Origin of the sequence: Pseudomonas purpurea (assembly GCF_039908635.1) — a bacterium.
Taxonomy (GTDB): Bacteria; Pseudomonadota; Gammaproteobacteria; order Pseudomonadales; family Pseudomonadaceae; genus Aquipseudomonas; species Aquipseudomonas purpurea.
Genome location: NZ_CP150918.1, coordinates 5,100,461 through 5,113,768 on the forward strand (window position 1 = coordinate 5,100,461; position 13,308 = coordinate 5,113,768).

Sequence of the window (13,308 nt, forward strand, 5' to 3'; positions counted from 1 at the left end):
GGTCAATCCGGCCAAGTCATTTGGCCAACTTACGGGGGCACCGCCCAATGAGCTACAGCAAGATTCCGGCTGGCAAAGACCTGCCGAACGACATCTACGTCGCGATCGAGATTCCGGCCAACCACGCGCCGATCAAATACGAAATCGACAAAGACAGCGATTGCCTGTTCGTTGACCGTTTCATGGCCACCCCAATGTTCTACCCGGCCAACTACGGCTTCATCCCGAACACCCTGGCTGACGACGGTGACCCGCTGGACGTGCTGGTAGTGACCCCTTACCCGGTTGCTCCAGGCTCGGTTATCCGCGCCCGTCCGGTCGGCATCCTGAACATGACCGACGACGGCGGCGGCGATGCCAAAGTCATCGCAGTCCCACACGACAAGCTGTCCCAGCTGTACGTGGACGTGAAGGAATACACCGACCTGCCACCGCTGCTGATCCAGCAGATCGAGCACTTCTTCGCGAACTACAAAGACCTCGAAAAAGGCAAATGGGTGAAGATTGAAGGCTGGGCTGGCGCAGAAGCCGCTCGCGCCGAGATCATGAAGTCGGTTGCGGCCTACAAAGGCTAAGCAGCAGCGGCACGCTTTGAGCCGCATACGTCAAGAAACCCCGGCCTGACCGGGGTTTTTTTATGCTCGGGAAACATCAATAAACAGATTGTTTATTGAGTAATCGGCAAAGCGTTTAGCCACGTTTAAATACCCTCGCAACAGCCTCCGCCCATCACAAAAACTTCCTGCGAAAAATGAACCAGTTGTTTATTTAAACGCCCGACACTCGTCAGTAGACTCCGTGTTCATGAAAAAGAAAAAAACATGCGGCCCGCGCTTCAGGGCGTTGCTCAAAGAGGTGGGCATCAAACCTTCGGAATTTGCCACGTTCTGCAACGTCGATCCGCAGCACGTCAACAACTGGTATCACCGCGGTGTGCCGGATTACCGAATGGAAGAAATTGCCGGGTTGCTGTCGGTCACCAGTAAATGGCTGAGTACCGGCGAAGGCCCGAAACACACGAGCCCGTTGTACTCCCTGGACCACCCGGGCCAATTGTTTGAAGCGGCGGAGGTCAAAGGTGTCTACACCGTCAACCTGCATTCGGCCGACGTCGAACTCCCGCTGTACAAGGAAACCCCGATCAGCCCCGGCGCCAGCCAAAACCACGTGATCGAAGTCCCCGGGCAATCCATTCGCCTGCCCCGGCGGCACATGGAAAGCCTGGAAATCGATCCTGACCAGGCCATCTGTGTACCGATGATCGGCAACAGCATGGCGGAGAAAATCGACGACGGCTCGATCATCGCCCTCGACCGTGGCCTGACCCAGGTCGTCGACGGCGAAATCTACGCCCTGGAACACGATGGCATGCTGCGCGTGAAGTACCTGCACCGCATGCCCGGCAACGCCCTGCGCCTGCGCAGCCACAACAGTGCCGAATACCCCGACGAACTGTTCAGCGCCGAACAGATCCAGCATCAAAACATCCACATTATGGGCTGGGTCTTCTGGTGGTCCACCCTCAACAAACGCCGACCGCCAGTGCCGTTCACCTGAGACCACAACGCTCTGCCCCGCACTTCCCACTGGGCATGACCGAAAAAAATCAGTATGCTGCGCCCCACATTGGCATCAACCCGCCCAGCGCCGGTTAGACCGCCCCGACAAGGCAGATGACTTTCTCGCCAAGTCCCACAGCCGGACGCAAGATCCGGGTGTACGTTTTGAAGGCTGGTAGGGTTTACCAAAAATAAACCAAGCCAGTCCCCGAGAAGCCGGCCACAAGCCGGCTTTTTAATGTCCGCAGGAAAGCATACCCATCGTCTGAAACACTGAAACCTGAGGAATCAGAGGTTGTCGGGCAACGGAGCAATTGCTACCGTAATGACAAACGTCATTACAGGTATTTCACCATGGCTTCCATCAACATTCGCATTGACGATGACTTGAAGCAGCGTTCCTTCGCCGAACTGGAAAAGCTCGGGGTAACCCCTTCCGAGCTATTGCGCCAAACCCTTCAATACGTCGCCGAACGCGGCAAGCTGCCATTCAAACCCGCGCTATTCAGCGAAGAGGATGAAGCACTGATAGCCGCGGTCACAGAACGTCTTGCCGCGCCTCAGCGAGTCAAGGTCAGTCTGGATGACCTATAGCCTCGAATTCGACCGGCGCGCACTGAAAGAGTGGCAAAAGCTGGGAGATACGTTGCGCCAACAGTTCAAGAAAAAGCTCTTCGAAGTCCTCGAAAACCCTCGCATTGAAGCCAATCGGCTTCGCCAACTGCCTGACTGCTACAAACTCAAATTGCGCAGCGCCGGTTACCGGCTGATCTATCAGGTCCTCGACCAGGAAGTGGTGGTTTTTGTGGTCGCCATCGGTAAGCGCGAACGCGAAGCCGCTTACCAGGACGCACAAGATCGAATCTCGCCCAACTCCTGAGGTCGCTGCCAGGGTCCAGAGAAACGCTTACCGTGGATCCTTTTATGGACCCAAGTGCAGGGTAAACTCGCATCCGTGCCGTAAAGGCACGGACCTAGTTTCAGCAAGCTGGCAGTTACTGCTCGCTAATTACAAGCAATACATCGTCAATGTATCGCCCCTCCGCACCATCTGTGCCATTACGTAAATACCCTGGAATCATCTGCTGAAACTCAATACGGTCGGAAGGAAGAAACTCAAGCAATGCTTCCAACATCGCCGGCCTCAATAGCCGCTGGTTTACAGGAACCTCTGGCAGATTCGGCCGGATCACATTCTCTTCAAGCCAGACCAACTTCTCTCGCAGGCTGTAGTTACCCTCAAGGGTAATACGCTCAGCGTGCTCGCTCTGCTCATCTGCCACTTGCTGGATCGAAACCTCTTCAGATTCCGTACTCCCCCCCTCGACCTCTACAGCTGGCTCGGTTCGCAACCGCGCAAGCTCCTGAAGGATGGGTTCGATTTGCACACGGGCATTACGGAACCAGTCCACCGACCAAATGCGGCGAATATTCCAGCCCAATTGCTCCAACACGCTTTGACGCAGACGATCACGGTCACGCGCTGACTTGGCCGAATGATATGCCGCACCGTCGCATTCAATCCCCATCAGGTAGCGACCGGGCTGCCCTGGATCACGTACCGCCAGATCAATGAAGAAACCAGCAACACCAACCTGGGGCTCGCATTGATAGCCATGACGAGACAGCATCTCAATGACAGCCACTTCGAAATCACTGTCGGGAGCACGTTCAGACTCTTTGATGTGCGGCATGCGGCCGGACTCAGCGAAATGCAGAAAATCACGCAGTGCCTGCACGCCTCTGCTGGAAGTACCGGTCACCACTACATCGGTCGAGCTAAACGAGGAGAACACCTGCATGCGCTTCTTGGAGCGGGTATACAGCACGTTCAAACGTCGCCATCCGCTGGCACCGTTAATCGGGCCAAAACGCTGAGGAACGGTACCGCCTACCTCCATAGGGCCGTAGGTGCCGGAGATGTAAATAACATCTCGCTCATCACCCTGGACGTTTTCCAGGTTCTTGATAAACAGTGGCTCATCCTGACTTTGATTACGGTCCAATGCGACTTGCAGTTGCGGGCTTTGTTTGGCCAGATGCTCAAGCATCCGCTCGATTTGATCAGCCTGTTTGACGTTCATGGCCACCACACCTAGCGACTCATCGGGGCGGTGAATAACGTGGTGCTCGATGGCTTTGGCGACAACCTCGGCTTCTTCGATATTGCGTTGCTCGACAAAACGCCCGCGAGGCACTCTGACAAACTTGACGCCAAATTCGGTTGATTCACGGTGCGGTGATGGGTACACCACCAAATTGCTTTCATAGAAGGCTTTGTTGGAGAAAGCAATTAGGCTCTCGTGACGGGAACGGTAGTGCCAACGTAGACGTCGCAGCTTGAACAACGGCATGGCTGCTTCCAAAATGCTTTCCGAGTCCTCGGCCAATGATGCATCTGTTTCATCGGTATCCGAATCGCCACCATTGCGGGAAAAGAAGTTCGTCGGTGGCAGCTGTTTCGGGTCACCCACGACCACTAGCTGTTTACCTCGGGCGATGCTACCCAATGCTTCCTCCGGGCGCATTTGAGAGGCTTCATCCATGACAACCAAATCGAACTCGACGTGCCCAGCTGGTAAATATTGAGCAACGGCCATTGGCGACATCATGAAGCAGGGTTTGAGGCCTTGTAGCGCTTCAGCTGCACGGTTCATCAGGCTGCGGATCGGAACATGCCGTGTCTTTTTCTCAGCCTCGCGCTGCAGCAAAGCCAGTTGCGTAAAGTCTCTGACCGCTCCATGACTATTTCCGACAGGAATATTGTTCTGACTAATACGTGAAGAAACCTGCTCACGTTGAAGATGCTTGAGCTGCTCATCGATATCAGCGAACCGAGCGCGGATGGCCTCCTGTTCTTTGCCCGAAAACTGACCCAGAGAGGGGTCAAGCTCAAGGATTTTCAATGCCCAGCTGTCAAGAAGCCCGAGCAGACAGGCATCAATGCAACGCTCAGAAACCAGCTTTTGCGTCTCGATTGCTTCGACGACGCTCTCAAACCCTAACTCGACCAGGTGCAAACGCAAGCGGCGGTACTCGAACCAATGGTCGAGCAGATCGGGGTTCTGAGCGGCCCAGGACAGACGACTGGCCATGGGCTCGAAATCTGCTTTCTCAATGGACTGCCACCACTGATCAGCAATAACCGCAGCGCTTTGGAAAAACGCTTCCAGTGCCTGCTCCCAGATATCTACAGTTTGCGCGAGCGCTGTACCTTGTTGATGCCAATGGAGTATCAGCTCCTCGGCTTCCTTTGATGTGCACGCAGTCAACTGCGGAACGAGAATATCCCGAATCGGCAACGCCAAAATGGGCTGAACGAAGGCAACTGTATGCCGCCAGGTCGTCAAGCGAGGTCGAGCCGCTGAAAGGTTGTCTACCCGAGGGAGCTCTTCACCTAGCAAGCAGGTTTGTAGCACTGCGTCGCTTTGCAGTGCCGCCGAGCGGGGCCCTGCCAACTTTCCACGGCCTGAATCAACTGCAGCAGTTGCCCCATTGTGGGCTTCTCTTCGCTGACTACGGGTAATAAAGAGCGTAGAGGGGTTCCGATATCCTTGATAAGGCGAACATACAGTCCCTGTGGAGCGAGCAAATCCTCCGAACGCAAATCATGACTGTCAAAAGGCAACAGCTCTTCCAGGTCCAGCCGATGATTTAGAACATCCATCAGGTAGGTTTCGAGTTCCGCGCTATCGCCGGAAACACCGGCCAGTAGTTCCCCTTCGACCTTAAGCAGGTACTCCGCAACCCATACCTTTGCACCGAATCCACGTCCGCATTCAGCCCGCAAGAGCTTGTACCAACCCCGCAAGCGCTTGAGTGCGTCGATCGGAGTATCAAGTCCTTGGAAATGCTCACCCAGATTTTCGGTGAACGCTTTGTTTTCATTCAGTTGACTGTGCTTTTTCAAATAGGCAATGACATCAGGCAAGACCACCAGAAGCTGGTTCAGCTTGAGCCCTGGTCGCGCCATGGCCAAGATTTCGGCTTTAGCAGAGCGCCATTGCCCCTTGAACCAGCGGAAAAGTGATTTATCTGCCAGAACCCGACTCAAATCTTCCAGTCGCGTATGACCAGGCAATCGTTCCAGCGTGAAATGACTCGCAGCCTGCTCCTGCAACTGCTTGATGACCGGGATGTCACTGTCCAACTCTACGAGCAACCCGTCCAAGGTCTCGTCTTCGAAGCGTTTATGGCGAAGAGGTGCCAAATCCTCGGGCATCGCCGCGAGCATTTGTAGAAAGAGCACCACTTGTTCAATGCCGATAAAATCGCTTCGCAAGCCTTGAACCGCAGCCCCTTCCGCCAACAACTGAATCAGCCTTTGAACGCGTGGAGCCAGCTCCAGTAACTCCTCAGCCTCTTCGATCACATCCAGCAAGACATTAAGTGACAGGGTCTCATCACCGTTATGCAGACGTATGGCCGCGCAGGCTTTTTTGATAGCAGCTATCGCTTGCCCAGAGCCAATAACATCAGCGCGCAATGATCGAGCTAGTACACCCTGCTCGTCCAACAAGGAGTCCATACCTTGCAGCCAAAGCTTCAATGCCTCGCAGGACTCGATATCCAGTCGTCCTAACAGATCCCAATCCTCATCACCTTTAGGTAATGTAAGAACCGGAATTGAAGCGGCTAAATCTCGCAACTGATCTGGGCTGTAGGTTTCCAGCACAGCTACCTGTAGCTGTTCTGCTAATTGAGGACGAAGAGTCGCTAGACGACTCAGCGCCTGCTGAGCCAGGGAGAGATTTTCTAGAAGTACAGAGCGCTCAGCACCAGTCACACGCGTTTTTGTGCTGCCAAACCACGGGTGCGTTTCAAGTTTGCCCGCGTGGCCAGCTTCCTCAGCTGTCTTGCGATAGATGTGTGCATAAAAGCCGGCCTGCTCTCGCAAATGCATTTTATCGATTCGCGCCTCCGACTCCGGGTGCAGGTCGGAAGGTTTAATCGACAACGCCTCACGCAAACGCGTTGCCTGCATTAGCACCTCATGAACACTCATCCCCGACTCTTCGAACTGAGCATGGAGATGATGTACGTGCTTGTTGAGCTGCTGCTTCAATCGCTCATAGTTGGCAATCAGATCCGCCAGTTGCTTGGGCGAGCGAAAGCCACCGCTGTTCTGAATACGTTGCCGGATGCTATCGATAACAGCGCTCTTTTGACTCTTATGACTATGCAGCTCCAGACAAAAATCGCCTAACCCTGCCCTTGTCAGACGGGTTTTGACCACCTCAAGCGCTGCGCGCTTCTCCGCAACGAACAACACTTTTTTGCCTTGGGCCAGTGCCGCAGCAATCATGTTGGTGATGGTCTGAGACTTCCCTGTACCGGGTGGCCCCTCGATCACAAGATCATCCCCGCGAATCACGTCTATCAATGCGCTGTGCTGAGAGCTGTCAGCGTCATCAATTAGAGGAAACTGCAGGTGAATCTGCTCAATGTCGTCTATTGAATGCTCGACGCAAAATGCGCCTTGCTTTCCTGTCGAATCGGCCGGTAAACCGTCCATCCCTGTTAGCCGCTTAACCAGGCCATGATCCAGCAACGATTGGTCTTTCCAACGACCTGGATCAAGGTCGAGATACATCATCAACTTGCCAAACTCGAACAAGCCAAGCGATGCGTAACGATGAACCTTCCAGTCAGGTTTAACCTTCAGCACCGTTTCAACAATGCGCTCGAAGTATTCCTCGGGCGTGCTGTCGTCGGTTATCCGCGGTAGCGCGATACCAAAATCGACGCGAAGCTTTTCCCGTAATGAAAGGTTGGTAAGAATGTCTTCGCCAGTAGGATGTACGCGGTATTCGAACGTCGCGGTTTGAGGATTGAGTTTGCCTTTCTCCAGGTTCACTGGCACCAACATCAGCGGCGCTAGGCGGGTGCTGTCTTTACCTGCGACTGAGTCACTCCACTCCAGGAACCCGAGCGCAAGATAAAGAATGTTCGCGCCCGTTTCCTCGAGAGCCGATCGCGACTGGGTATACAGAATCTGTAGCCGCGACTCCATCTCCACGGGGTAATAGAGCGTCTGAATCGCGTCGTCTGAATGCTTACCTATTTGCCCGCTTTCAGGGGGCAGTGGTAGCTCATAGCTGGTCGCTATACCAAGGATCTGCGCCCAGACTTCTGCCGTAGGCTGTTTCTTTAACTCAACAACTGCGCCTGTTTTTTCGTCCAGTTTCAAAAAGCCGTGGGTAAGGAGCTGCCTTTCCGTTGGTTCAGGAACAGCAGCAAATCGCATGGATTTTTCATCTGCCAAGGTATTGAACAGGTGATCCGGCAACTCATCAATAATCCGTACGAAACGTTTGGAGCGCGCATGTGAAAAGTTCAGCAGCCGATTGCGGGCGCTGAGGTCGAGAAGCCTACTTCTCAGCTTCTCTAGGCTTTCCGGTATCTCGCTTGGGGGGGTATCAAGGTCATCCCAATCGATAAGAGGCGCTGTTTCAATGGACTTTGAACGTCCCTTGGACTCGGTATCGAACCGGTAAACCGACCCTCCCCGGCCGCCGCCTTTATTGAGCAGTCCCTGGGTAATGAGCTCGTCGCGAAGGCGCCAGTACTCTTCCTCAGAGACGGCGAAATTCTGAAGCTCAGCTCGCCGATCGATCCGGTCCCTGAGTGACTTGTTGCCAACGGCCGTCCCGTCTGCGGGGACCAGTTCCAGTATCCATTGCAGAACAAGTTCATACCGCTGGATAGCCAATGCTTCAGGGCCTGAGTTCACGTCGATCACCGCTAATTTTTTGGGGCAACTGCCTAATGAGTTTTGTCTGGGCACGGTAAACCGATGCTCAGCTTCGGCTGGCCGCGATAACAAGATAGGCTTTGTAGGGGCGCTGCCGATTTTTCGGTGCGCTCGAGATGCCATCCTTGGGAAACAGCGGCCTGCCTGGAGTTTGATGGATGTCACAATATCCAGCACACAGAGCAAGGTAAAGGCAAAGTGCCTTGACGCTGCACAAATCCCCGCCTACTCGACGATTGGTCAGCAAATCCACCTACACTATTGAAAAACTCCAGCTCAGGTTGATTCTTCATTTCCAACAGTAAAATCTCCGCCAAAAACTGGTATGGCAGACTCAACAAACCGGATATTGAGGCAAGAATCTCTGAGTACGGCAATACATTGGTATTACCTCCAGCTTCTTTCGTAGAGAAGATAGATACTTATGAGTACAAGGATGGCTCTGGCATAGCGCTCCACGTTCCACTGTGGACAGAGGAAGAAGGAATGAGCGACCTGACTCTTTCCCTTGAGTTGATATATGAAGAAGCCAAAGCAAAGCTTCAAATGACTGATCTTCATGTTCTGTAAAACCCTGCGGCGCGAGCGCCTCGAAGGCGGGGAAGCAGGCTAGCAACGCTTGATGCCGGTCCAAACCACTGCTCGCCTTGGTCGAGAGCTTGCCAGTCATCTCGCTTAAGTGCTAAATCCAGCCCCTTATAAAGGCCTCATCCTTTATCCGGACTCTTTTCTCTGGACAGGTGCCGGTATTGCGCTCAACGGGAGCCAAGGAAATGGTGCTTCACATCACGACCCTGCTGATAGTCTCGGTCTTCGTCTTTTGTCTGATGGGCTTGTTGACCGGACACGCCTGGCTTCGCGAAACACGTGAACGATCGTTAGCCTATTTGGGCGCCATGATGTTGCTTGCCGCGCTGGGCGTGGTACTCATCGGCTTGCGTGGCAAGGTGTACGACGTCATCCCGGTGGTACTCGCCAACGTTGTCCTGTTACTGAGTGCCGCGATGAACTGGACCGCCATGCGCGTATTCGTCGGCCGTTCACCCTCTGTACCGGGTATCTTCGCAGGTGCAGGCATTTGGTTGGTTTTGTGCCTGATTCCGGCTTTCCATGAATCGACACCGGCGCGAGTATCCGTGTACTCCGTGCTAGCCCTCGGCTATGGGCTGCTGACCGCTCTGGAGTTTTGGCGTAGTCGCAATCACCTCGAAGTTGCTTACATGCCGGCATTGATACTGACCTTGTTGCATACCGGCTTCTATGGAGCACGAAGTATCAGCGATCAGGGCTTTTCCATGGATGAAGCGCTGCAGGGAAGCGGTCCGGGTGTGTGTTTTTTCTCCTTCATGCTGTTCGAGTCCATGCTGTACGTCATCGGGATCGCCTATGTGACGTTGGCAATGGTCAAGGAGCGGGCCGAACTCAAGTTCAAGGCCGCAGCCTTTTGCGACCCGCTGACAGGCATTGGCAACCGTCGCGCCTTCATGTTTCACGGGGAGCAGATGCTGGTTGATGGCAAACGCCGGGGCGAACCCGTCGCCCTTTTGTTGTGCGATCTGGATCACTTCAAGCGCCTGAACGATACCTTCGGTCATCAAATGGGGGACCAGGCCCTGATCGCCTTCAGCCAAGTCGTGGTGGACAGTTTGCGTCCGCAGGATCTGCTGGGGCGCATAGGCGGCGAAGAGTTTGCCTGTCTGCTGATGAACGCAGATGAACATACCGCCGTAGAAGTGGCCGAGCGTATTCGCCAGGCGTTTGCGCAGCTGCCCCTGCTGGAACCGGGACTGCTCAGCGTCAGCATCGGTGTCGTGACCACCCACGAATCGGGTTACGAGCTTTCTCACCTGCTCTCGCAGGCCGATGAAGCGCTGTACGACGCCAAGGATAACGGCCGCAACCGTGTCGAGACGCTACCCAGAGTGAGTCGATTTCCTGGGCCAGCAATGGGCGTTAGCGCTGGATGATGACGCCGGTATCACCTCACGCCCAACCGCGACAGGTAAAGTGCCAACTCAACTTTCATCTGTAGGGACACAACCATGAAAAAACTGCTGTTGCCGCTGCTGGCCGTCGCCTCTTTGCACACTTCGTTGGCATTGGCCGAGTGCGCCAGTTCGCCCAGGCAGGCGACGGAAGCGTTTTACACCTGGTATCTCATGAGTGTCAGCCAGGACAAGAATCCGCTGACCGATGACGTTCCTCAGATGAAGCAGTACGTGTCGGAGGCGTTGATCCGTTCGATCAACAAGCAGATGGCCAGCCCGGATGGGCTTGATGAGGACTATTTCATCAAGGCTCAGGATTACATGGACGAATGGGTTTCCCACATCGCGGTCAGCGAGCCGGCCATACAGGGCGCCTCGGCCAAGGAACGTGTGACGCTGGGCAACACACCCGAGACGACGCTGCGGCTGGAGGTGCGGCTGGTGAAGGACAAGACCTGCTGGAAGATCGACGACGTTCAAGCCCCCGCCGACCAAAACAACTGATCAATCGGCTCCCCACCCTTGAGCAGGGAGCCTCGGCTCGTTACGGATAGCTGAACGCCTTGACCAGCGTTAGCTCGCCTACCGCGCGCATCGGCACCAGAAACGACTCCATTTTCTCGTTCGGCGTGCCCTCTTCGGTGATGAGGGTGATTTGCGCCGTGGTCAGCGGCTGCACCGCATCTTCCTGACCTTCCTCGTCGCTGCGGTAACCACCGCCGAAGTAGTTCACGTAAATCAGGTACTGGCCTTTGATCGGCGCCGGCATGGCGAAGATTTCCGGGCCGTAGCCGGTGGTGACGTCAACGTCCAGCGCCGCGCCGTTGGCTGCCGAGCGGTCGCCGTACCAGATGTGGGCGCCGTCGGGCGTGACCAGGTGCAGGTCGAGGTCGGTGTTGTCGCTGTCCCAGGACAACAGCACCCGCAACTTGGCCGGGGTCGCGCCACCGCTGCTGTTGAGGAACTGCACGCGTTTGCGTTGCTGGCCGTCGGCGCTGCGCACTTCCACGCTGTTGCTGCCGTTGGGGAAGGAAAACGGACGGTCGAAGCGACCGCTGGCGTCGATCTTCAGTGGCATGCTGACGCCGTTGACGACGAGTTTGCCCGGCTCATTGGCGTTTTTGGGCGCGCCTTTGATCTCGCCCATGATTCTTGCCGTGTTCGCTTGGCCTGGCCGCGTGTTGACCGAGGAAGCCGGGTAGTTGACGGTCTGCTGGAAATACTCGTCATCGCCCTCGACGGCGCCGCTGCGCCAGCCGCCCTTGGGGGTATCGAGCTGGATGTTGCTGTCGGCGATCACGCTGGGCAATGACAGTGCGCCGCAGAGGAACAGGATGACCTGTGGATAACGGAGTTTCATGGCCTATTCCAGTAAAAGGTGACGGGCAAGCCCTTCGATGTAGGTTTCATCCTGGCCGTTGGGATGGGCTTCAAAGGCCAGGTGCAGGTATTCATGCGTCAGGTCGAGGCGGTCTTGCAGCGAGAGCACGCCACGCACGTAGATGCGCTGACGCTCGCGGTCGACATAAGGTCGACCGAAGCCCAGGCGACAGACCGCGAACTGGCTGACTTCGTTGTAGCCGACTTCGCTTTCCAGCGGTTGGCGCCAACGGCGACGCTGGTTTTGCAGCCACTCCTGCGCGGCGGGCAACGGCTCGCAGGACGCGACCGGGTTGTCCCAACGGCTCAGGCTGGCACGCGGATAAGCGTGCAGCAGAATGGCGTCGTAACGTTGCCCGGCATTGGCCTGCTCGACGGCTTGCTGCCAGGACAATTTGTCCGGTGCAGCCTGATCGGAGTGATAGGTGACCGGAGTCCCGGCCAGCACAATGTCGCTGGTCCAGGCGGCAATACTGCGCGACTCGGCGGTGGCCGGACGTGGCGCCACCCGTTGACGGCTGCTGCTGTCGTCGATGCTCAGGCACTCGCCACTGCGCCCGGCGTTCTGTAACAAGTAGGTGCGGATCGCCACGGCCAGCGCTTTGGCGGCCTCCGCCGGTTCGCTGCTGGCTTCGCGTTGCAGCACCCGCGCCACGTACTCCTCACGGTCCAGCCGGGCGACCAGCCGGGGCGCAGACGCGTCCTGCTGGAGAAACACTTCGCCGCCGCTGTGGATATCGAGCTGGTTGCCGTTGGCGAACTCGACCCGGTAATCCCCCTGCAAGGCCCCCGCCGCCGCTGGCCGACCCTCCTGAGTCACCCGTTGCACCGGATAACGCGAAAACAGGCTGACCTCGACACAGCGTCCAGCCTCCGTCGGCCAGGTGGTTGGCAGAAAACTCGCGAAGACGTTGGCGTAATCCTTCAGTACTCGCTGACTGGTGCCGCGCCCGCCAACCCAGATCGGTGTGCCGTCCGCCAGCCACCCGGCAAACCCGCCCTGACGCGACTGAGCATCCTGATCGGCCAGCCAGCTCCAGGTTTTGACTCGCAGACGCCCGCCCAACGCACCGACCACTGTGCCGTCCGCTGCGTTCAACACTACGTCGAGCAGCACCCGGCGTGCCTGTTGCTGAGCCGGTAAGGTGGCGAGTGATTGCAGCAGTTCCCTCACCGACACCCGGGTTTCGGGCTGGAGCTGACTGAGATCCTGCAACCATGCCGGCGCCTGTCGGGCCTGCCAGTAAGCACGCCAGACCGGTGCTTGCAGGTGCAGCCGTTGCGGGTCGAAGTACAAACCGCAGGAACGCACCAGTGCCTGATCCCTGGCGATGCTGGCGCCCGGCGTGCAGCAATAGACTTCTTCGCGGGACTGGCCACGGCAGTCATAGGCCGGTTCATTGCTGGCCGTGTCGACCAGCCAGGCGTAAACGAACAGCTTCCACAGACTGCCCAACGGTGCCTGGAGGCTGGCCGGCAACGGCTCACGGTCCAGCACCTGGGTTTTACTCAGGTGAACCAGTTCCGCGGCCTGTCCGGTTTTCCAGGCCAGCCGCAGCGGCTCACCCTGCGCAGTTGCCAGCGCAGGGAGTAGACACAACAGCAAACAGCCCAAACGCCACGTCAT

10 protein-coding genes are annotated in these 13,308 nt (G+C 56.4%); 6 read left to right on the forward strand and 4 right to left on the reverse strand.

The genetic code is table 11. The features are described from left to right. The first annotated feature begins 47 nt into the window (after positions 1-47). The 4 genes from ppa (at position 48) to AABM54_RS22915 (ending at position 2,439) form a co-directional block, all read left to right on the forward strand. Positions 48-575 (forward strand): inorganic diphosphatase, encoded by a 528-nt coding sequence (ppa, locus tag AABM54_RS22900; protein WP_347902228.1) that lies wholly within the window; start codon positions 48-50, stop codon positions 573-575. A gap of 229 nt (positions 576-804) precedes the next feature. Further along, a complete protein-coding gene (locus AABM54_RS22905) occupies positions 805-1,557 on the forward strand; it encodes a helix-turn-helix transcriptional regulator (protein WP_347902229.1) in 753 nt (250 codons plus the stop codon). A 356-nt stretch (positions 1,558-1,913) separates the two neighbouring features. Next, positions 1,914-2,153, forward strand: a complete 240-nt coding sequence (locus AABM54_RS22910; RefSeq protein WP_347902230.1) for a type II toxin-antitoxin system RelB/DinJ family antitoxin — start codon at positions 1,914-1,916, stop codon at positions 2,151-2,153. Further along, positions 2,143-2,439 carry a type II toxin-antitoxin system RelE/ParE family toxin gene (locus AABM54_RS22915; RefSeq protein WP_347902231.1) on the forward strand — a complete coding sequence of 99 codons (297 nt, stop codon included), beginning with the start codon at positions 2,143-2,145 and terminating at the stop codon, positions 2,437-2,439. The genes AABM54_RS22910 and AABM54_RS22915 overlap by 11 nt, the downstream gene beginning before the upstream one ends. Before the next feature lie 115 nt (positions 2,440-2,554). Here AABM54_RS22915 and AABM54_RS22920 read toward each other — a convergent pair whose 3' ends face one another. Both AABM54_RS22920 and AABM54_RS22925 read right to left on the reverse strand, forming a co-directional pair. Continuing rightward, positions 2,555-4,909 carry an AAA domain-containing protein gene (locus AABM54_RS22920; protein WP_347902232.1) on the reverse strand — a complete coding sequence of 785 codons (2,355 nt, stop codon included), beginning with the start codon at positions 4,907-4,909 and terminating at the stop codon, positions 2,555-2,557. 47 nt (positions 4,910-4,956) lie between these two features. After that, positions 4,957-8,301, reverse strand: coding sequence for a DUF4011 domain-containing protein (locus tag AABM54_RS22925; RefSeq protein WP_347902233.1), 3,345 nt, complete (start codon positions 8,299-8,301; stop codon positions 4,957-4,959). Between the two features lie 785 nt (positions 8,302-9,086). Between AABM54_RS22925 and AABM54_RS22930 the strand changes: the two genes are divergently transcribed. Together AABM54_RS22930 and AABM54_RS22935 are read left to right on the forward strand one after the other, a co-directional pair. Further along, complete coding sequence (locus AABM54_RS22930; protein WP_347902234.1) at positions 9,087-10,280, forward strand: GGDEF domain-containing protein; 1,194 nt, start codon at positions 9,087-9,089, stop codon at positions 10,278-10,280. A 75-nt stretch (positions 10,281-10,355) separates the two neighbouring features. Next, a complete protein-coding gene (locus AABM54_RS22935) occupies positions 10,356-10,805 on the forward strand; it encodes a DUF3828 domain-containing protein (protein ID WP_347902235.1) in 450 nt (149 codons plus the stop codon). Between the two features lie 40 nt (positions 10,806-10,845). On the opposite strand, the gene AABM54_RS22940 is transcribed toward AABM54_RS22935, so the two are convergent. Both AABM54_RS22940 and AABM54_RS22945 read right to left on the reverse strand, forming a co-directional pair. Continuing rightward, positions 10,846-11,661, reverse strand: a complete 816-nt coding sequence (locus AABM54_RS22940; RefSeq protein ID WP_347902236.1) for a DUF2135 domain-containing protein — start codon at positions 11,659-11,661, stop codon at positions 10,846-10,848. 3 nt (positions 11,662-11,664) lie between these two features. Then, complete coding sequence (locus AABM54_RS22945) at positions 11,665-13,308, reverse strand: DUF2300 domain-containing protein (protein WP_347902237.1); 1,644 nt, start codon at positions 13,306-13,308, stop codon at positions 11,665-11,667.

Bases quoted from the DNA above. Each gene is read 5' to 3' on its own strand.
- ppa (WP_347902228.1), top strand. From the start codon at position 48: ATGAGCTACAGCAAGATTCCGGCTGGCAAAGACCTGCCGAACGACATC.
- AABM54_RS22905 (WP_347902229.1), top strand. From the start codon at position 805: ATGAAAAAGAAAAAAACATGCGGCCCGCGCTTCAGGGCGTTGCTCAAA.
- AABM54_RS22910 (WP_347902230.1), top strand. From the start codon at position 1,914: ATGGCTTCCATCAACATTCGCATTGACGATGACTTGAAGCAGCGTTCC.
- AABM54_RS22915 (WP_347902231.1), top strand. From the start codon at position 2,143: ATGACCTATAGCCTCGAATTCGACCGGCGCGCACTGAAAGAGTGGCAA.
- AABM54_RS22930 (WP_347902234.1), top strand. From the start codon at position 9,087: ATGGTGCTTCACATCACGACCCTGCTGATAGTCTCGGTCTTCGTCTTT.
- AABM54_RS22935 (WP_347902235.1), top strand. From the start codon at position 10,356: ATGAAAAAACTGCTGTTGCCGCTGCTGGCCGTCGCCTCTTTGCACACT.
- AABM54_RS22940 (WP_347902236.1), bottom strand. From the start codon at position 11,661: ATGAAACTCCGTTATCCACAGGTCATCCTGTTCCTCTGCGGCGCACTG.
- AABM54_RS22945 (WP_347902237.1), bottom strand. From the start codon at position 13,308: ATGACGTGGCGTTTGGGCTGTTTGCTGTTGTGTCTACTCCCTGCGCTG.